The 18,026-nt window shown below is 61.0% G+C and carries 17 protein-coding genes; 7 read left to right on the top strand and 10 right to left on the bottom strand.

Going from position 1 to position 18,026, the window contains the following annotated elements; all coding sequences use genetic code 11:
• The 8 genes from Q0X68_RS10845 to Q0X68_RS10810 all read right to left on the bottom strand — a co-directional run.
• Positions 1 to 481, bottom strand: a 481-nt coding sequence (locus tag Q0X68_RS10845) for an HD domain-containing protein (RefSeq protein ID WP_297751540.1), incomplete at its 3' end; no start/stop codon positions are given.
• 46 nt (positions 482 to 527) lie between these two features.
• On the bottom strand, positions 528 to 1,670 hold the full coding sequence (gene dusB, locus Q0X68_RS10840) for a tRNA dihydrouridine synthase DusB (RefSeq protein ID WP_297751531.1): 1,143 nt from the start codon (positions 1,668 to 1,670) through the stop codon (positions 528 to 530).
• A gap of 34 nt (positions 1,671 to 1,704) precedes the next feature.
• Positions 1,705 to 2,805 (bottom strand): ROK family protein, encoded by a 1,101-nt coding sequence (locus Q0X68_RS10835; protein WP_297751528.1) that lies wholly within the window; start codon positions 2,803 to 2,805, stop codon positions 1,705 to 1,707.
• Positions 2,802 to 4,172, bottom strand: coding sequence for an ABC transporter substrate-binding protein (locus Q0X68_RS10830; RefSeq protein ID WP_297751525.1), 1,371 nt, complete (start codon positions 4,170 to 4,172; stop codon positions 2,802 to 2,804). Before Q0X68_RS10830 ends, Q0X68_RS10835 begins: the two co-directional genes overlap by 4 nt.
• 11 nt (positions 4,173 to 4,183) lie before the next feature.
• On the bottom strand, positions 4,184 to 5,020 hold the full coding sequence (locus Q0X68_RS10825) for a carbohydrate ABC transporter permease (protein WP_231974537.1): 837 nt from the start codon (positions 5,018 to 5,020) through the stop codon (positions 4,184 to 4,186).
• A 119-nt stretch (positions 5,021 to 5,139) separates the two neighbouring features.
• Complete coding sequence (locus tag Q0X68_RS10820) at positions 5,140 to 6,057, bottom strand: carbohydrate ABC transporter permease (RefSeq protein ID WP_297751520.1); 918 nt, start codon at positions 6,055 to 6,057, stop codon at positions 5,140 to 5,142.
• Between the two features lie 41 nt (positions 6,058 to 6,098).
• On the bottom strand, positions 6,099 to 8,249 hold the full coding sequence (locus tag Q0X68_RS10815; protein WP_297751517.1) for an alpha-galactosidase: 2,151 nt from the start codon (positions 8,247 to 8,249) through the stop codon (positions 6,099 to 6,101).
• A gap of 136 nt (positions 8,250 to 8,385) precedes the next feature.
• Positions 8,386 to 8,661, bottom strand: a complete 276-nt coding sequence (locus Q0X68_RS10810) for an antibiotic biosynthesis monooxygenase (protein ID WP_297751514.1) — start codon at positions 8,659 to 8,661, stop codon at positions 8,386 to 8,388.
• Between Q0X68_RS10810 and Q0X68_RS10805 the strand changes: the two genes are divergently transcribed.
• Genes Q0X68_RS10805 through Q0X68_RS10790 form a run of 4 tightly spaced genes read left to right on the top strand, consistent with a single transcriptional unit; the run spans position 8,648 to position 11,957 of the window.
• Positions 8,648 to 9,856 (top strand): metal ABC transporter substrate-binding protein, encoded by a 1,209-nt coding sequence (locus Q0X68_RS10805; protein WP_366128245.1) that lies wholly within the window; start codon positions 8,648 to 8,650, stop codon positions 9,854 to 9,856. The genes Q0X68_RS10810 and Q0X68_RS10805 overlap by 14 nt on opposite strands.
• Entirely contained in the window at positions 9,843 to 10,604 is a 762-nt protein-coding gene (locus Q0X68_RS10800; RefSeq protein WP_297751511.1) for a metal ABC transporter ATP-binding protein, read from the top strand. Before Q0X68_RS10805 ends, Q0X68_RS10800 begins: the two co-directional genes overlap by 14 nt.
• Positions 10,601 to 11,581: a metal ABC transporter permease gene (locus Q0X68_RS10795; RefSeq protein WP_366128243.1), complete on the top strand. Its 981-nt coding sequence runs from the start codon at positions 10,601 to 10,603 to the stop codon at positions 11,579 to 11,581. Before Q0X68_RS10800 ends, Q0X68_RS10795 begins: the two co-directional genes overlap by 4 nt.
• A complete protein-coding gene (locus Q0X68_RS10790) occupies positions 11,571 to 11,957 on the top strand; it encodes a Fur family transcriptional regulator (RefSeq protein WP_297751508.1) in 387 nt (128 codons plus the stop codon). Before Q0X68_RS10795 ends, Q0X68_RS10790 begins: the two co-directional genes overlap by 11 nt.
• A 4-nt stretch (positions 11,958 to 11,961) precedes the next feature.
• Here Q0X68_RS10790 and recO read toward each other — a convergent pair whose 3' ends face one another.
• Entirely contained in the window at positions 11,962 to 12,684 is a 723-nt protein-coding gene (gene recO / locus Q0X68_RS10785) for a DNA repair protein RecO (RefSeq protein ID WP_297751506.1), read from the bottom strand.
• Between the two features lie 30 nt (positions 12,685 to 12,714).
• Here recO and Q0X68_RS10780 point away from each other — a divergent pair, with 30 nt between their 5' ends.
• On the top strand, positions 12,715 to 13,479 hold the full coding sequence (locus tag Q0X68_RS10780; protein ID WP_297751504.1) for an isoprenyl transferase: 765 nt from the start codon (positions 12,715 to 12,717) through the stop codon (positions 13,477 to 13,479).
• An 11-nt stretch (positions 13,480 to 13,490) separates the two neighbouring features.
• Here Q0X68_RS10780 and Q0X68_RS10775 read toward each other — a convergent pair whose 3' ends face one another.
• Positions 13,491 to 14,816, bottom strand: coding sequence for a citrate synthase (locus Q0X68_RS10775; RefSeq protein ID WP_297751501.1), 1,326 nt, complete (start codon positions 14,814 to 14,816; stop codon positions 13,491 to 13,493).
• A 239-nt stretch (positions 14,817 to 15,055) separates the two neighbouring features.
• On the opposite strand from Q0X68_RS10775, the gene leuA reads away from it, so the two are divergent.
• Positions 15,056 to 16,789: a 2-isopropylmalate synthase gene (gene leuA, locus Q0X68_RS10770; protein WP_297751498.1), complete on the top strand. Its 1,734-nt coding sequence runs from the start codon at positions 15,056 to 15,058 to the stop codon at positions 16,787 to 16,789.
• 358 nt (positions 16,790 to 17,147) lie between these two features.
• A complete protein-coding gene (locus Q0X68_RS10765) occupies positions 17,148 to 17,813 on the top strand; it encodes a hypothetical protein (protein ID WP_297751495.1) in 666 nt (221 codons plus the stop codon).
• The last annotated feature ends 213 nt before the right edge of the window (positions 17,814 to 18,026 follow it).

Here is an 18,026-nt window from a genome sequence, read left to right as displayed (position 1 = left end):
CATCCGCACCCCAGGGGCCGTGGTCGTAGCCACCCTCGATGAACAGATCGAACGCGTCCTCGCTCGCGTGCCCGCCGGGCCCGTGGCCGCAGTCGTGGCCGAGCGCGATGGCGTCGACCAGCGCAACGTTGACGCCGATTCCCCGCGCCATGGCGACGGCACACTGTGCTACCTCGAGCGCGTGTGTGAGTCGCGTGCGTTGGTGATCCGTCGGGTACACCACCACCTGCGTCTTCCCCGCGAGCCGGCGGAAGGCCGTCGAATGCACGATCCTGTCGCGGTCGCGCTCGAAACAGGTGCGGAACGGGTCGGGTTCTTCTGGCCTTGCACGGTTGCCCGCCCCTTCAGCGAAGGTGGCGTTGGCGTCGAGCGTGCGGCGCTCCACGTCCTCGCGGAATTCACGCCCGCGCTGCACGTTCGCGGCAGGTCCGACGTGGCTCGTGGCGTGGGCAGTGACCAACTCGTCGCCATGCCCACGCATGGTGTTAGCCCACTGTTTGGCCCTCGGCAATGGCTCGTTCACTGTCTCACCCTCCGCTGACGTCCAGTTCTGCTTCCTGGAGATTCAACTCGCAGCCGCTAGTGTCGTCGTACCACCCATGTGGCAACACCACTTTGCCACGAGGGCTCCCCTGCCTGCCGCGTGGCGTGCCGAGCTCTGCGACGGGGAACTCCGCGTCCGCATCGAGACGTGCCACGAGTTGCTGGAGCTCTTCCATCGTCGAGACCATCGCGAACTCCCGACGCAGCTCCCCCACCGGATAGCCCTTGAAGTACCACGCCATGTGCTTGCGCAAATCGACGAGCCCACGTTCACCGAAGTAGCCCTGCAGCAATTCAGCGTGACGGAGGATCATCTGCCCGACCTGGCCCAGTGTGGGGCGCTTGCGGTTGGGGCTGCCCTGAAATGCGGCAGCGAGGTCGCCAAAGAGCCAAGGGCGGCCGAGGCACCCTCGCCCGATCACCACGCCGTCGCACCCGGTTTCGTCCATCATCTTCAGCGCGTCTTCGGCTTCCCAAATGTCCCCGTTACCGAGCACCGGAATGTCGACGGCCTGTTTGAGCTCGGCGATACGAGTCCAGTCGGCCTCCCCGGAGTATGCCTGTGCGACGGTGCGTCCATGCAGCGCAATAGCTGCGGCGCCTTCCTCTTGGGCGATGCAGCCTGCGTCCATGAAGGTCTCGTGATCGTCGTCGATGCCGATGCGGGTTTTAATGGTGACCGGAATGCCGAACTCGTCAGCGGCGCGGACGGTGGAGCGGATGATGGCACGCAGGCGATCGCGCTTGTACGGCAGCACCCCGCCCCCACCGCGCCGGGTCACTTTCGGCACGGGGCACCCGAAGTTGAGGTCGATGTGGTTGACGTCGAATTCTCGAGCGAGGATGCGGGCCGCGTCGGCCATCACGTCGGCGTCTACGCCGTAGAGCTGGACGGAGCGGATCTTCTCACCAGGGTCGAACTGAAGCATGGTGCGGGTCTTCGGATCACCGCACACGAGCGCCCGCGAAGTGATCATCTCGCAGACATACAGCCCTGCACCTTGCTCGCGGCACAGCTGCCGGTACGCAGCATTCGTCACGCCGGCCATTGGTGCCAACACCACAGGAAGGTCCACCACCACAGCATCCCGGCGGCTGGGCGCATGAAGATGCAGTGCTTTGGTCATGGAACTCCTCACATCGAAACCACCCAAGCATGCCTCAGGGCTCCAGCAGGAGCCTAATGGCAAGCCCCGCCGCACCTCGCGCCCAATCGGTGAACTCCAGCTGTTTCACCAAGATCTCCGGCGGATCCACGTCGTGTAGGGCACGCCAGTCGAGACTCTCCTGAAACTGGTTCCAGTGCCGGTCAAGCAGCCAGATACCTTCTCCAGACAGCACAATGCGCTCAGGGCCCCAGGTATGCCGTGCGAGGATAACGAGATCGGCAAGTACGCGAGCAGCATCTGCTAAAACGGGCTCGGCGAGTGGCTCTAAGCCCATGCGAAGATCTTCGACAGTGAGGCTTTTTCCTGCGGCGGCGCTGGCTCGCTGCACGATCCCTGCTGTAGACAGCACCTCATGATACCTGCGTCCGTCTCTACACCACAGATCGCCAACCATGCCGTTGAATCCTTCATAGCCGACCGCCAACGTTCCACCCACAACAGCTCCGGCACCAACACCGGACCCGAGGGTGAGCACAGTGAGATTCTCTGTGCCTCGGCCAAGGCCCACCCAGTGCTGCGCCAGCGTCAACGCATCGACGTCGTTTGCGGTAGTACAGGGCAACCCGGTCGCCTCAGTCACCTGGCTAGAGAAGTTGCACTTCGGCCAGCCCAACAGCACAGCACTGCGCACCGTGCCAAAAGGATCAACCGCACCGGCAAGACTCACACCTACGGCCAACAACTCGTCGGTAGTGCGCAACTCCCGAGCTAGTGCTGCAAGAGCGCTGACTGTCGTCGCAGGCGATGAGGTATCCGCTGGCCGCACCACCGTGGTTCGCACCTTCCCGCGCAATCCGGTAACGACGGCGTGCAGCGCTCCAGGAACAACCTTGACACCGAGCACCAGCGCCGACCCATCACGCAGGGCTAACGGCTGTGTGGGCCTCCCTAAAGCGGTCGGTTCGGGCTCCAGTTCTTCGAGATACCCTTCCAGCACGAGCGGGCGGGTCAGGCGAGTCAACGATGGCATGCTGAGGCCGGAGAGCCGTGTGAGATCCCGACGAGGAATTGGGCCGTGTTGCAGCACCAACTGCAACATGCGCCGCGAATTCTGGTCGAGGTCATGCAGCGTCCGACGGGATGTGGAGGTCATGAGTCAGTCAGCTCCAACAAGCTGTTCAACTGCGCGTTGAGATCGGTGAGAGAAGATGCATCCTCCTTCCCAGTGTAGATGGCTTCCATCTGGGGAATAGTGAGTGCAGAGATATCGGCTGCCTGACGAGTGACCGGCATGAGTTGAGTAGTGCCCTCATCGACGTGTGTCGTGAATGCGGTGACGTCGAGGCCAGCCTCCTTGCGGACAGCAAGTGAACGTTCAGTTGCTTCGGTTCTAGCGGGGAAAACAACTCCGGCCTCGGCAATGATGTTCTGGCACTCTGCCCCAGAAAGATACGCCACCCAACGTGCCGAACCTTCAGGATTATCCGTAAATCTGGTAATAGAATCCGCCAGCCCATTAAACATTGAGCTCCGTTTCCCTGATGGACCCACGGGAGTGGGGGCGATATGGAGATCGGCCTTGGCTTGCGACGTGAAGCTGGAAATCATCCAAGACCCATTGGGGGCAAGTACAGCCCTACCTGCTGCCCACTGCTGGTAACTTCCAGTCAGCCCACCAAAGGTATCGTACTTCGGCATATAGCCTTTGTCAGCCAAGCCAAAGTACCACTGGACGGTTTTCTGAAACTCAGGATCGTCGAATCGGAACTTCGTTGCCCAAGGATTTTGGTCAGTCGGTTCCCAATTCGGCAGTGATCCAGTGTAGAGCGACCACTGTGTCTGCCCGAAGGTGTCGCCCCCCGCCCCTTCGGACGCTAAACCAAAGATCTGCACATTATTCTTGTCGAATCCTGGTTCGTCACCACGAATCCCGTTCTTATCAACGGTGAGGTGAGCGATGATCTCCTCGAATGTTCCGCCGTCGTCAGGGTTCCAGGTCATAGTACGTAGTTGTTCTTCGGTGATACCAGCAGCATCGGTGACGTTCTTGTCATAGAAGTAGCCGACCGTATCCCAGTCTTTGGGAGCACCATAGCGGTGCCCATCTTGACCTTTCCAAAGTTCCGCCAGGTCACCCGCGTAGTCAGAATCTTTGATCCCCTTCGTGGGCTCGAGTTCGTCGAGCGGAAGTAGAACGTCAAGGTCCACATACTGAGGAAATTGTTTGAGATGGTTGGTAAATACATCCGGCGCTTGATCGGCAACAAACCCTGCGGTGAGTTTGCTCCAGTAATCGTCCCAGCTAAACTGCTTGATCCGAATTCTGAGATCGGGGTTCTGCTGCTCGAATTGGTCTGCGCACCGCTGATACCCTGGCTGTTGCGCTGAGTCCCACAGCCAGTACTCAATGGATCTATCATCTGCGCCCTCGGTGGGTTGAGCAGAGCAGCCAGCAGCCAAAATCAGAGTTGTGATAGCGCCAGTCGCGGCAGCGCGAATGAGGTTGCGACGTTGTTTCATGATACGTTTCCTCACTTGATTCCGGTGAAGCCAATGGAATTAACAATGCGTTTGGCGAAGCAAGCAAACAGCACCAACATCGGCAACGCGGCGATGAGTGTCGCGGCCATCAAGCCAGACCAGTCCGGACCAGTCTGCGGGGTCTGCGCTCGGAAGATGCCAAGACCGACAGTCAGCACTGTGGACCGCTCCGAGTAGGAAACCATGAGCGGCCAGAAGTAGTCATTCCACGACGTGATGAAGGTCAACAGCGACACCGTAGCGATGGGCGCTGCGGACATGGGGACGATGAGGCGGAAGAAGTTTCCAAGCTTGCTAGAGCCATCAATGAGCGCAGCTTCTTCAACTTCGATGGGGACGTTCATGAAGAACTGCCGGAGGAAGAACACGGTAAACGGCGCCATCAACATGGTCGGCAAGGAGATTCCGAGCAGAGTATCAATAAGGCCGAGTTCCTTAATCAGCACGAAGTTGGGCAGGAACGTGAAGATGGTAGGCACCATCAGTCCACCCAAGAACAAGGCGTACACCAAGTTCCTCCCCTTCCAGCGCAGCCTCGAGAACGCGTACGCTGCCGTAGCTGAGAAGAACACCTGGCCGATGGTAACCATCGTGGCGACGAGGAAACTGTTCACGAGATAGCGCCAGAACTGGACCTGCTGACCAGAACCGCCTTGCGCCAGCGATTCTTCAGCGCTTTGTAATCCGAGCACTCGTGCAAACCCGCCAGTATTGAACTCCACAGGTAGCCAACTCGTCGAGCCTGCGTACAGCGCGTGGTTAGAAGAAAGCGCAGTTCGAAGCATCCAGTAGAAAGGGAACAGGCTGACGAAGATGATCAGCGCCATCGCCGTCCAAGCAACGATTCTCCCCACAGGCCAGCGTCGCGGAGAGCGAGTGGGAGCTTGAGGAGTGTCATCGTCGAGAACAGAAGTAGTTGTTGCTGTAGCTAGGGACATCATCGGCCTCAGTTCAGGTCAGTCTCGCCAGCACGCATCAGGCGGTACTGGACAATGGAGACGATGAGCAAGATGACCAACAAGGCCACCGAAAGAGCAGACGCGTAGCCGAACTGGAAACGTCCGAACGCCATATCGTAAATGTAGAGTTGCAGAACTCGAGACGAGTTGACTGGGCCACCCGACGTGGTCACCGCCACCGTATCGAAGACCTGAAACGATCCGATAACAGTCATGATGAGCACCAACGCCAGGATTGGGCGGAGTAGCGGAATGGTGATTTTCCTGAACATACTCCATTCAGAGGCGCCATCGACCCGTCCGGCTTCATAGACACTTTCTGGAATCGACTGCAGGCCAGCGAAAATGAGCAGTGCCGTATATCCCATGTGTCGCCAAACATTAATTAAGGCAATAGTGGGAATGACATACGCTTCGTCAGCTAAAAAGGGGATTCGATCGAGACCGATAGCGGAGATGACCTGGTTCGCTACACCCAGCTGGGTATCCAAGATCCAGAGGAACAGCAAGGCGGCGACGACGTTCGAGACGAGGTAGGGGGTCAACACAATCGAACGGATGAACGTCGATTTTGTCAGCCGATGCATAAGTACCGCAATCAGCAAGGCGACAATGGTCTGTACACCGATGTTGATGACGACGTATTCGATAGTCACCCAAGCGGCATTCCAAAATATTGGGTCCTTTGCCATGCGGATGTAGTTGTTAAATCCGACGAAACTTGGCTCAGTGAGAAGGTTGAAATCAGTGAAGCTCAACCAAATACCCCGAGCCAGTGGCCAGAGTAAAAACAGCACTAACCCAATGGATGCAGGTAGGATCATAAGTAGTGCGAGCTTGAGGTCGCCGAGACGGCCCCGGCGGCTTCTGCTCACAGCAGGGGTTGTTGGAATAGTAGTTGACATTCATATCTCCATTGATGAGGAATGTGGTTATGTGGCGGCTCTTACTGGAGCTTGTCCAGCACGAAGAGCATTGCGGTACAGGGACGCAAGACGGGGGCTTGTAGACCCACTGCGGCAAGCTGGGCACCGGTTAAGACCACATCGTCGGAAGCAGTAATCCAGGGCGTTTGCGCATTGGCTTCCCGCAGTGGCTGACGGTCAACCACGTGTACGCGATACTGGGCTTCCGCTTCAAGACCAGGAAGCTTGAGCCGGCCAATGCTCGCACAGCAAGTGCCTTCCAGCTGCGCCAGCGAAAAGATCGCCTGATCGGCGCTGACGACGCCTTTGCAGTAGACACCCGCATCGGGCATCTCCACCCGAACTACCCGACCGGTATGCAGCGTCGTGCGGTGCTGCTTGTACCACTCGATCCACCAGCCGAGCTGCTCCAGCTCCTCGTCAGTGGCGCGGGCAAGATCCCACTCGATGCCGAAGTGGCCGAAGACTGCGGTAGCGGCGCGGAAATTGAGATCATGCCATCTGCCCGTCACGTGGGAGCGCCCAGAGGCGACGTGACTCCCCATGAGCTCGAGAGGGAGCAGCTGACCGGTCCACCACAACATTCGCTGACGATCCTGCGGATCAATATTGTCGGAGACCCAGACGCGCTCAGCCCGTTCCAGGACGCCAAGATCAATGCGTCCCCCACCCGAGCTGCACGACTCGAACTCCATGTGCGGGAATCGCGATCGCAGTTCGTCGAGCAAACGGTAGAACGCGCGTGTTTGAGCTGCAACCCCGGCCCGCCCCTCGGGCATCGTGCCAGCGTCGATCAAATCCCGGTTGTGATCCCACTTGACGTAGTCGATGGAGTATTCCTCGAACAGCGCAGTCATCTGCTGGAGCACATGGTCGTAGGCCTCAGGAATACCGAGGTTCAGCACCTGTTGATGACGGGCTTCCACCGGCATCCTGTCGGGGAGCTGCATAATCCATTCAGGATGCGCCCGCGCAACATCAGAGTCTTCATTGACCATCTCTGGCTCGAACCAAAGACCAAATTGCATCCCGAGGCGCTTGACTTCGTTGATGAGTGGGTGCAGCCCATCGGGCCAGACATCAGCACTCACTACCCAGTCACCAAGCCCCGCAAAATCGTTACGACGAGCACCGAACCATCCGTCGTCCAAGACGTATCGTTCGACGCCCAGTTGCGCTGCACGCTGCGCCAAATCTGTCAGCCGTTCGAGATCATGATCGAAGTAGACCGCCTCCCATACGTTCAACGTCACAGGTCGGTCCGTGGCAGGGTGGACAGGCAACGAGCGTAGAAACTCATGGAAACGGCCTGCTTGAGCGTCCAGGCCCTGGGCGTAGTTAAAGTAGACCCAGGGCGACTCGTAGCTTTCCCCTTGCGTAAGACGCCCCTCGCCAGCCAGCAGCAGTTCTCCTCCACCAATCACCTGTGCGCCGAGTTGGTCGCGTTCCGCGAGCTGAATGTGGTTTCCGCTCCATCCGACATGTGTGGCCCAAATCTCGCCTTGTTGGTATCCGAATCCGCGCTCCCCCGCACTGAGAATGTAACTCGAGTCGGCCCCGGTCCTTCCGTGCCGGTTTTCGCGCCGGAACGAGCCGACGGAGAACGCTTGGCGTTGCAGTACACGTTCCACCGCCCAGCGACCGGCAAAATCCATGAGTTCTCGCGCCTGCGAAGGGACGGGAAAGCGGATGGTGAGCTCGTCGAGTTGGAAAGCGTCGTCAGCGAGGTTGGTCAGCGATGCTCGAGCACGAACGAGTCCCATGGGCAGCATCTCCACCCAGATGCTCATCGCCAAACCGGCCGTGGGAGCTTCGGCCTGGTATTCGACAACCCCGGTTTCAGCAGAAACGAATCCCTCGACGGGCTTCCCGTCAAGCAGCACCTGGGTGACGTGCCACGTCGGACTCCAGTCCTTACCGAAACGGTGCCCCACGAGCCCAGGTCGCCCCTTCCACCCCCAACGTTCCTCGGGAATGACGCCCAGCTGCAGGGGGCCGTCGAAGGTGTTATTGACTGCGGGCCACGTCGATGTGTGCTGTAGCGTTACAGCTTCCTCAGCCGTGAGTGGTTCTATGTCCTGCCCCCAGTGCACCACGCTCGGCATGATCTCCGAGCTAGCGCTGAGCAAGATACCGACGTCGCCACTGTGTAACGAGATTAGAGATTCCATGGTTCAGCTTCTTCGCTATCCTGTACTTAATTTCACTACGGAATTAAGTACAGGATAGTACATGCAAGACGCTCTGTGTCAATACCCCATCGAAAGAATCTTGCGAGTAACTCACGCCTGACACAGGCGCGGTCAGCTACAGCTCCTCGCGCGCCACATACGCCGAGGGCTCGTCGACGGCACGCAACATGACTGGAGTGAGCAGCATCTTCGCGTCGTAGCCACCGAAGGCTCTGCGGTACGAGCCGATGTCGCTCCACCTGGTGACGAGAGCGACGAGGCCTGGCTCGTCGACGTTGTGCACGACGTCCGCTGCTTCATTGCCAGGTTTGCTCAGCCAGAACTCGGCGACCTCATGCAAGGCCACAAGGAAATCGTCGTCACATTGCTCGAAGCGAATGATGGCGTACATGCCGCTCATTCAACACCACCTGAGTTGGCTTCGCGATTTGGAATGCAATCAGCATTGCTCGATAATGATTCTCATGAAGAAGTCTGCTGCACTGCTACTCCTGCCCGCTGCCATGACGCTCGCGTCCTGCTCGTCTCCCGCTGCTACCGAAGGCGGCAAGGACGGTGAAAAGCCGAACGTCGTCGTCGCATTCTACGGGCTGGAATACACGGCGCAGCAGATCGTCGGCGACCATGCGACGGTCACCACCCTCACACAGCCGGGCCAGGAGGCCCATGGCCTCGAGCTCAAGCCTACGCAGGTAGCTTCTGTCGGGGAAGCGGATCTGGTCATGTACCTGAAGCAGTTCCAGCCGGCCGTCGACGAGGCGGTGGCGCAATCCGGTAATGAGCACGTCCTGGATGCCGCCCAGTTCGCTGATCTGCTGCCAGCCACCGGTGCCGAGCACGATCACGATCACGGTGACGATGATGATCACGACCACGAAGGGCACGACCACGGCGACGATGACCACGCCGACCACGACGACGACGCCGACCACGATCATGGCGATGACCACGAAGGCCACGACCACGGCGATGACGCGGACGATGATCACGAAGGGCACGACCACGCCGACGACGACGATCATGGCGATGATCACGACGGCCACGATCATGACCACGACCATGGCGATTTCGACCCGCACTACTGGCTCGATCCGAACCGCATGGCCAAGGTTGGCCAGGCGCTCGCCGACCAGCTCGGCAAGCAGTACCCCGAGATGAAGGACGACCTGCAGGCCAACGCGAAGAAGTTCAGCGAGTCGATGTCGAAGATCGACGAGGAGTACAAGGCCGGTCTCGCGAAGTGCGAACGCAAGGAATTCGTCACGTCGCACACCGCGTTCAACTACCTTGCCCACAACTACGGCATGACTGAGATCGGCATTTCCGGCATCAACCCGGACGGCGAACCCTCCCCCGCTCGCATCGCCGAAGTGCAGAAGCTCGCGAAGGAACACGGCGTCACAACAATCTTCTTCGAGACGCTCACCAGCCCGGCAGTCTCCAAGGCCATCGCTGGAGACCTCGGCCTCAAGACTGCGGTCCTCGATCCCCTCGAGGGCGTCACTGACAAATCTCCTGGCGACGACTACCCTTCCATCATGCGCGCAAATTTGGAGGCGCTGAAGGAAGCGAATGGGTGCAAGTAACCAACTACTAGAAGCCAAGAACCTCTACGTCGCGCGGGGCAGCAATCCTGTCCTGCGCGACGTTAGTGTGTCCGTAGGGCGCGGTGAAACCGTCGCGGTCCTCGGCGGCAACGGTTCTGGTAAATCAACTCTGATCAACGCAGTACTGGGGCTCTTGGCACATCAACAAGGCACCGTCGAACTATTCGGCACGCCGCTGCGGCAATTCCATAGCTGGGAGCGCATCGGCTATGTCCCCCAGCATTCCTCGATTCAAGTCGCGGCAGCGACAGTGCGGGAAATCGTCGCCTCCGGTCGCATACCGCACCGCCGCCCGTTTGTTCCCCTGAGCAAGGCCGACAAGGCAGCCATCGACCACGCGCTCGACGTCGTGAATCTGCAAGACCGCGCACATTGGCCCTTCGCGCCGCTCTCCGGGGGCCAGAAACAGCGCGCGCTCATCGCCCGCGCGCTGTGCACCGAGCCAGACCTATTCGTGATGGACGAGCCGATGGCCGGCGTCGATCTGCATTCCCAACACGGGCTCGCCACGCTGCTCGGCGAACTCGTGCATGCCAATGATAAGGGCCTTCTCGTCGTCTTGCACGAGATCGGTTCCATGGAGATCGACCGCCGCATCACACTGTGCGACGGGCGCATCACCCACGACGACCACCTCACCCCGCACTCACACCACGCATCGCACGACAGCGACGAGGCACCGTCGCCCTTCGGCCTCGAGAGCCCCACAGCGGAGGCGCAATCATGATCGCAGTCCTCTCACTTGCGTTCTTCCAGCGCGCCCTCATTGCAGCACTGCTCAGCGGTCTACTCGCCCCGAGCGTGGGCACGTACATTGTGCAAAAGCGCCTCAGCCTCCTCGGCGACGGCCTCGGCCACGTCGCCATCATGGGCGTCGGCTTCGCGCTCATGACAGGTCAAGCCCCGCTCCCCGTGGCCATCATCACCGCGATAGCGGGCGCGATAGGCGTCGAACTGCTGCGGCAAAGCGGTCGCGCGTCAGGCGATCTAGGGCTCGCCATCTTGTTCTACGGCGGCCTCGCTGCAGGTGTGCTCATGGCGGGCGTAGCCGGGCAAGGACCAGCTGGCCTCAGCAGCTTCCTCTTCGGCTCCCTCACCTCGGTCACGTCCACCGACATCACGGTGATCGTGGTGCTCGCCGTCATCGTGCTGGCGCTCACCATCGGCCTCTCACCACGCCTCTTCGCCGTGAGCATCGACGAGCACCACGCCCGCACACTGGGTTTGCGCACGCGCACGTTGAACATGTTGATCGTCGTCCTTGCGGCCGTGACCATCACTATGTCGATGCGCACCGTCGGGCTGCTGCTCATCTCAGCGCTCATGATTATCCCCGTCGCCACCAGCCAGCAGTGCTTCGTCGGCTTCCGCGCCACCTTCTTCGGCGCGATGGGATTCGGTGTGCTCTCCGCGCTCATTGGCGTCTTCGGCTCGTTCTACCTCGACACCGCTCCGGGTGCGACGATCGTCGTCACCGCGATCCTGCTGATGGCCATCGCGTGGCCCCTCGGACGCTATCTACGCCGCCCTTGGCGCTTCGTCCCGTTCGTCGAGGACCACGGGGACCACGCCCACGAGCCTGCGGAGCACCACGAACACCACGAGCACGACCCGGCGCATGTCATTCAACACGGCGACCACTACGATTACGTGCACGACGGCCATCGCCACGCGAAGCACGGAGATCACTACGATGAACACTAAGCGCAACACCTGGCAGAGAGCTGCGGTGCGCGACTACCTCGTCGCCAATGAAGACTTCAAAACGGCGCAAGAGGTGCACGCCGAGCTCCGCAACATGGGTGACAAGGTGGGGCTCGCGACGGTGTACCGCGCCCTACAGTCCATGGCCGAGAGCGGCGAACTGGACATGGTTCGTAACCTTGAAGGCGAGGCCACCTACCGCGCTTGCACGCCCGGCCATCACCATCATTTGGTGTGCCGAGAGTGCGGGTACACCGTCGAGATTGCTGCCGACCCTATCGAGGAGTGGGCCGAGTCCGTGGCCCAAAAATACGGCTTCACCGATGCTGGCCACGAGGTGGAGCTCTTCGGTCTCTGCTCCGACTGCGCCCAGTGACCGTTCAGCGTTCGAAGAACGGCAGCGACCGCAGCGCGCGGTCCAGGTGCCAGGTGGCGTAGGCCACCACGAGCGAATCGACGTGTTTTGCCGTCGGCTGGTCCGTCGCCTTCGCCGTCGCCCAGTCCCCCGCGAGCAGGGCCCCCATGTGGCGCCGCGCGTCGTCGTCGAGGCGGGCTGAGCCTGGTTCCTTGCAGTTCGTGCATGTGGCACCGCCTGAGCGCGGCGAGAACCAGTGCACCTCGCGCTGGCCGCAGCCGCTGCATTCCCCAACCGCGATGCCATACCCCGCCAGGGCCAGACTGCGCAGCAGATAGGAGTCGACGATCAGTGCCGGCGGATGGTACTGCTTTTCCAGCGCCCACAAGGCGCCGGCAAGCAGGAGAAATTGCTGTCGCGCAGGGCTGCGCTCCTCGGCCACCAAGCGATCCGCCGTTTCGACGAGCACCTCCGCTGCCGTGAATCGCAGGTAGTCAGCACCCAACTCACTCGGGCGGATGGCTTCTACCTGTGACACCACGTCGAGTGAACCTCGCCCTTCAGCCAACTGCACGTCTACATGGTTGAACGGTTCGAGTCGGCTCCCAAATTTGGAGGAGCTCCGACGAACGCCGCGCGCCACCGCGCGCACTTTCCCGTATTGACGGGTGAGCAGGGTGATGATGCGGTCCGCCTCACCGAGCTGGTGAGTTCGCAGCACGACGGCTTCATCACGGTATGTGGGCACCCGTCGATCTTATGCCGCTACGCTTTTCGCATGCCTGAGCCTCGCCGACGACCCACCCCTCACCCCAGCGGTGCCACGCCCCCGCCGATCCCCGCCGCGGCGCTGCCTCGGCACGTCGCCATCGTGATGGACGGCAACGGCCGCTGGGCCAAGCAGCGCGGGCTGAAGCGCACGGAAGGACACGCGCGAGGGGAAGCGTCGCTGCTCGATGTGATCCATGGCGCTATCGAGATGGGTATCCCCTATCTCTCTGCCTACGCTTTCTCCACGGAGAACTGGAAGCGTTCGCCTGAGGAAGTGCGCTGGCTCATGGGGTTCAACCGCGACGTGATCCACCGTCGTCGCGACGAGTTGAACGAGCTGGGCGTCAAGATTCGGTGGGCGGGGCGTCGCCCACGGCTTTGGGGTTCGGTGATCAACGAGCTGGAGACGGCTGAGGAGATGAGCAAGCACAACTCGACGCTCACCTTGCAGTTCTGCGTGAACTATGGCGGGCGCGCGGAGATCGTCGACGCGGCACGTGAGATCGCCCGCCTCGCCAAGGCTGGGAAACTCGATCCGGATCGGCTCACCGAGGCGCGCTTCGCGAAGTTCCTCGACGAGCCGGAGATCCCCGACGTCGACCTCTTCCTGCGCAGCTCCGGTGAGCAGCGCACGTCGAATTTCCTGCTGTGGCAGTCGGCCTACGCCGAGATGATTTTCCTCGACCGGTTGTGGCCAGACTTCGACCGTCGCGACCTGTGGGAGGCCGTCGCCGCGTTCGCGCAGCGCCACCGTCGATTCGGTTCAGCATGAGGGGCGCCTCCTCAGTTCTTGCGGCGGCCGGGAAACCATCCGAAGCGGGATTTCCGCTCTGACTTGGGCTGCCAATCCGTTTTGCCTTCACCGACGTAGATCTGCCGTGGGCGATAGATGCGCTGGCGCTCTGCGTCGGAGATTTCCTTCCAGTGGGCGATCCAGCCCGGTGTGCGCCCAATGGCGAACATGACGGTGAACATGTCGAGTGGGATGCCGATCGCTCGCAGAATGATGCCGGAGTAGAAATCGACGTTCGGGTACAGCTGGCGCTCGGCAAAGTAGTCGTCGTCGAGGGCGGCCGCCTCCAGCTCGCGGGCGATATCCAACAGCGGGTCGTCGATGCGCATTGCGTCCAGGAGGTCGTTGGCAGCGTTCTTGAGTACGAGTGCGCGGGGGTCGAAGTTGCGATACACGCGGTGCCCGAAGCCCATCAGTCGCTCACCGGAGCCCTTGCGTTTCACTTGCTCGAGGTAGGACTTCACTGGCATGTCCTGCTCGCGGATGCGCTCGAGCATCTGAATCACCGCCATGTTGGCCCCACCGTGGCGGTCACCCCACAGCGCGCAGACACCGGCCGAGACGGCCGCGTACAGGTTCGCCCCGCCGGAGGCCACCATACGCACCGTAGACGTAGAGCAGTTCTGTTCGTGGTCGGCGTGCAGCACGAGGAACATGTTCAGCGCGTGCGCTACCTCTGGCGTGGGCTCGTACTCCTTGTACGGTTGCGTGAACATCATGTGCAGAAAGTTCTCCGCGTACGAAAGATCGAATCGCGGGTACACCAGCGGCTGCCCGAGATGGGCCTTGTAGGACGCAGCTGCGATGGTGCGAACCTTCGAGATCAGCACTGCCGCCGCGTGTCGGAAGCTCACCTCGTCATCGATGCGGATCTGAGGAAGATCGTAGGCCTGCAGGCCGTTGATGACGGCAGACAACATGGCCATGGGGTGCGCGTCGGAGGGGAACCCGTCGAAGAGTTTTCGCATGTCACGGTGCAAAGCCGAGTTCTCTTCGAGCAGGGTTCGGAACTCCTGGCGTTCCTCCTGCGACGGTAGGTCGCCGAAAATCAGCAGTTCCGCCACTTCGATGAACGACGATTTCTCCGCCAGCTGTTCGATGGGGATGCCGCGGTAGCGCAGGATCCCCTGCTCGCCGTCGATGTAGGTGATCGCGGAGCGGCACGAGGCTGTGTTGCCCAGCCCCTCGTCGAGGGTAGTCAAGCCGGATTCGGCGCGCAGCGACGAGATATCGACGGCGCGTTCGCCCTCGGTGCCGGTAACGATGGGCAGCGCGATGCTGCGATCGTCGAAGTTCAGTGTTGCGTACTCCTCCATAGGAGAGAAACTACATGCAGTAGTACGGCGCGCGGGAGGCGGGTCCACGCCGTGAGAGCTTCCGGGTTGCGAGACAGTACTGCGCGCCGAGCCACATCGTGCGCTACGTTAGCTGCGTGGCATACCAGCTTCTTCTTGTCTGCCGCAGCGAGGCCCAGTCCTTCTCAACCTAGCCGGCCTCCTCGCTGCGGTGATCGTCATGCGCTGGCATATGGCCATCCCTCCACAGGAGATTCACCATGACTCGCATTCAACCCAAACCCGTGCAGCAGCCCACCCCTATGCCGGTACACCGGTACACGCCGTTCGTGCCCGTCGATGTGCCCGACCGCACTTGGCCCACGAAGAAGATTGAGAAGGCTCCGCGCTGGCTCAGCACCGACCTGCGCGACGGCAACCAGGCACTCATCGACCCGATGACGCCCACCCGCAAGCTGCGCATGTTCCAGCTGCTCACGGAAATTGGCTACAAAGAAATTGAGATCGGGTTTCCGTCCGCGTCGCAGACCGACTTCGACTTCGTCCGCAAGCTCATCGAGGACGATCTGATCCCCGACGACGTGACCGTCTCGGTGCTGACCCAAGCCCGCGAAGATCTCATCGAGCGCACGGCGCAGTCGCTCGTCGGTGCTCGTCGCGCCACCATCCACATGTACAACGCGACGGCGGAGCTGTTCCGGCGCGTGGTGTTCCGCATGAGCGAGCAGGAATGTAAAGACCTCGCCGTGTTCGGCACCGAGCTGGTGATGAAGTACGCCGACAAGTACCTGAGCGATGTGGAGTTCGGCTACCAGTACTCGCCTGAGATCTTCACGCAAACGCCCACCGACTTCGCCGTCGAGGTGTGCAATGCCGTCGGCGACGTGTGGCAGCCCAACGCCGAGCGCGAGATCATCTTCAACCTGCCGGCCACCGTCGAGCGCTCAACGCCGAACACCTACGCTGACCAGATCGAATACTTCTGTCGCAACGTGAACAACCGGGAGCACGTGGTCGTGTCGCTCCACCCGCACAACGACCGCGGCACCGCGGTGGCGGCGACGGAGCTCGGCCAGATGGCCGGCGCGGACCGCGTCGAGGGATGCCTGTTCGGGCACGGCGAGCGCACGGGCAACGTCGACCTGGTCACCCTGGCGCTCAACCTGTACACGCAAGGCGTCGACCCTGAGCTCGACTTCTCGCACATCGACGACGTGCGCCGCACCGTCGAGTACTGCACGGGCCTGCCGGTGCCGGCGCGCCAACCGTACTCGGGTGACCTGGTGTACACAGCGTTCTCCGGCTCGCATCAGGACGCCATCAAGAAGGGTCTGGAAGACCTCGAGCGCCAGGCCGAAGAGCAGGGCAAGCGCCTGCAGGACATCGCCTGGGAAGCGCCCTACCTGCCCATCGACCCTCACGACGTGGGTCGCAACTACGAGGCAGTGATCCGCGTGAACTCGCAGTCGGGCAAGGGCGGCATGGCCTACCTGATGAAGTCCGAGTTCAAGATGGACCTGCCGCGTCGGCTGCAAATGGAGTTCTCTCGCGTGGTGCAGCAGCACACCGACTCCGTCGGCGGCGAGGTATCTCCCCAGCAGATCTACGACATCTTCACGACGGAGTACCTCGCCGAGGGCGCGTGGTCGCTGGAGAAGGTGTCGTCGACGGACAGCAACGGTACGTTCAAGCTCACCACCGTGGTAAATAACGACCGCGGGCAGGACATCAGCTACGAGGGCGAAGGCAACGGCCCCGTGTCGGCGTTCATCGACTCGCTCACTCGCGCCGGCCTGCATATCCGCGTGCTGGACTATAAGGAGCACGCGCTGAGCACCGGTGGCGACGCGCAAGCCGCGTCGTACGTCGAGTGCGAAATCGGGCCTGACAACGACGCCAAGGTGTTCTGGGGCGTGGGTGTCGACCCGAGCATCACCAACTCGTCACTCAAGGCCATCTTGAGCGCTGTCAACCGCGCCATCCGCAACCGCTGAGCGGTTTCGATGCGCGAGCTGCGCTCGCTACTCAACCGCCGGTGGACGGTGGGCACCCTGCACGACCCGGCCGTCAAGTAGGGCCGGAGGCCCGCATCGAGACGCATCGAGTGAAAAACTTCAAAATCCGTACGCAGATTGACCAAACACCCCCAAATCGGGCCCTTCATCTCATCTGCGTACGGATTTTGAAGTTTCGTGGTGGGTGACGATGGCCAGGGGCGGCGAACACCCGACCGTCGAGTAGGCCCGCAGGGCCGCATCGAGACGTATCTTCCCGCCCGCCTGTGGATAACTCCTGAAGTCACTGCGGAGTGACCCTCGCGCGTGGTTCACTCAGTGCTCTGGAGGAACAATCATGGTCAAACAACGACGTCTTGGCTTTGCAGTCATCAATAGCTTGCTACTCCTTATCGTGAGCGCCTGCCAATCGAGCGAGGCGGCCACAGAAGAGCAGCCGACTCCCAGCGCGCCCACATCGATCCGACGCGTACCCGGCGCGGAGAGCCCATCCCCATCCCCATCCCCATCACCGTCGCCTTCGCCATCACCTTCGGAACAGGTGATATTTCCCCCGCCCGAACCCGGCGAATCCGCCGAAATCAGAGCGGTCCGGGAAGCCTGGCAGACATACGAAGCAACTATCGACAAGTACGCCAAAGACTCCTCTCTCAAGAACCTCGATGAGCTGACTTTTCTCACCACGGGCGACGAGACGTTCGAGATCGTCCATTCACTAGGGAGGCTACGGGATGCGAACCTCGTTTGGGTAGGGCATGCTCAGTACTCGTCGTTGTCGATCGACGAGCCGAGTGTTCGCAATGACGGTGTACGAGTAGCCACGGTCACAGTCTGTAAAGACTTCAGCGAATTGCAGCTTGTAGACGAGAAAACAGGCCAAGCGCCGAAAGACCAGCCAGACGACTACTTTGCTTCAAAACTCACGTCAACCACATTCTTCGAGCAAGCGCCAAACGGTAAGTGGCTCGCAAGCGGAGGCTCCGGGGAGGACGGATGCGAGTAGCACGTAGCCTGGCCGCCCTTACGCTCCTACTGTCATTGCTCGGATCGGCATTCACGCACGCGGAGCCTCGTGAATGTGTGGTGCGCGACAGATCCTTCGGAGTCTGCTTGCGCTACGGCGGATCGACGCCGGCGCCGGGTGGTGGGCATGAGAATCCGGACCGTGGTCGCGGTAGAACGGATGCGCCTGTGTGTCAGTTCCAGGGTAAACCGA

Source organism: uncultured Tessaracoccus sp., from assembly GCF_947286155.1.
In the GTDB taxonomy this organism is placed as follows: domain Bacteria; phylum Actinomycetota; class Actinomycetes; order Propionibacteriales; family Propionibacteriaceae; genus Arachnia.
Note: the sequence above shows the minus strand (reverse complement) of the source record. Positions and strands in the feature narration are given on the sequence as shown.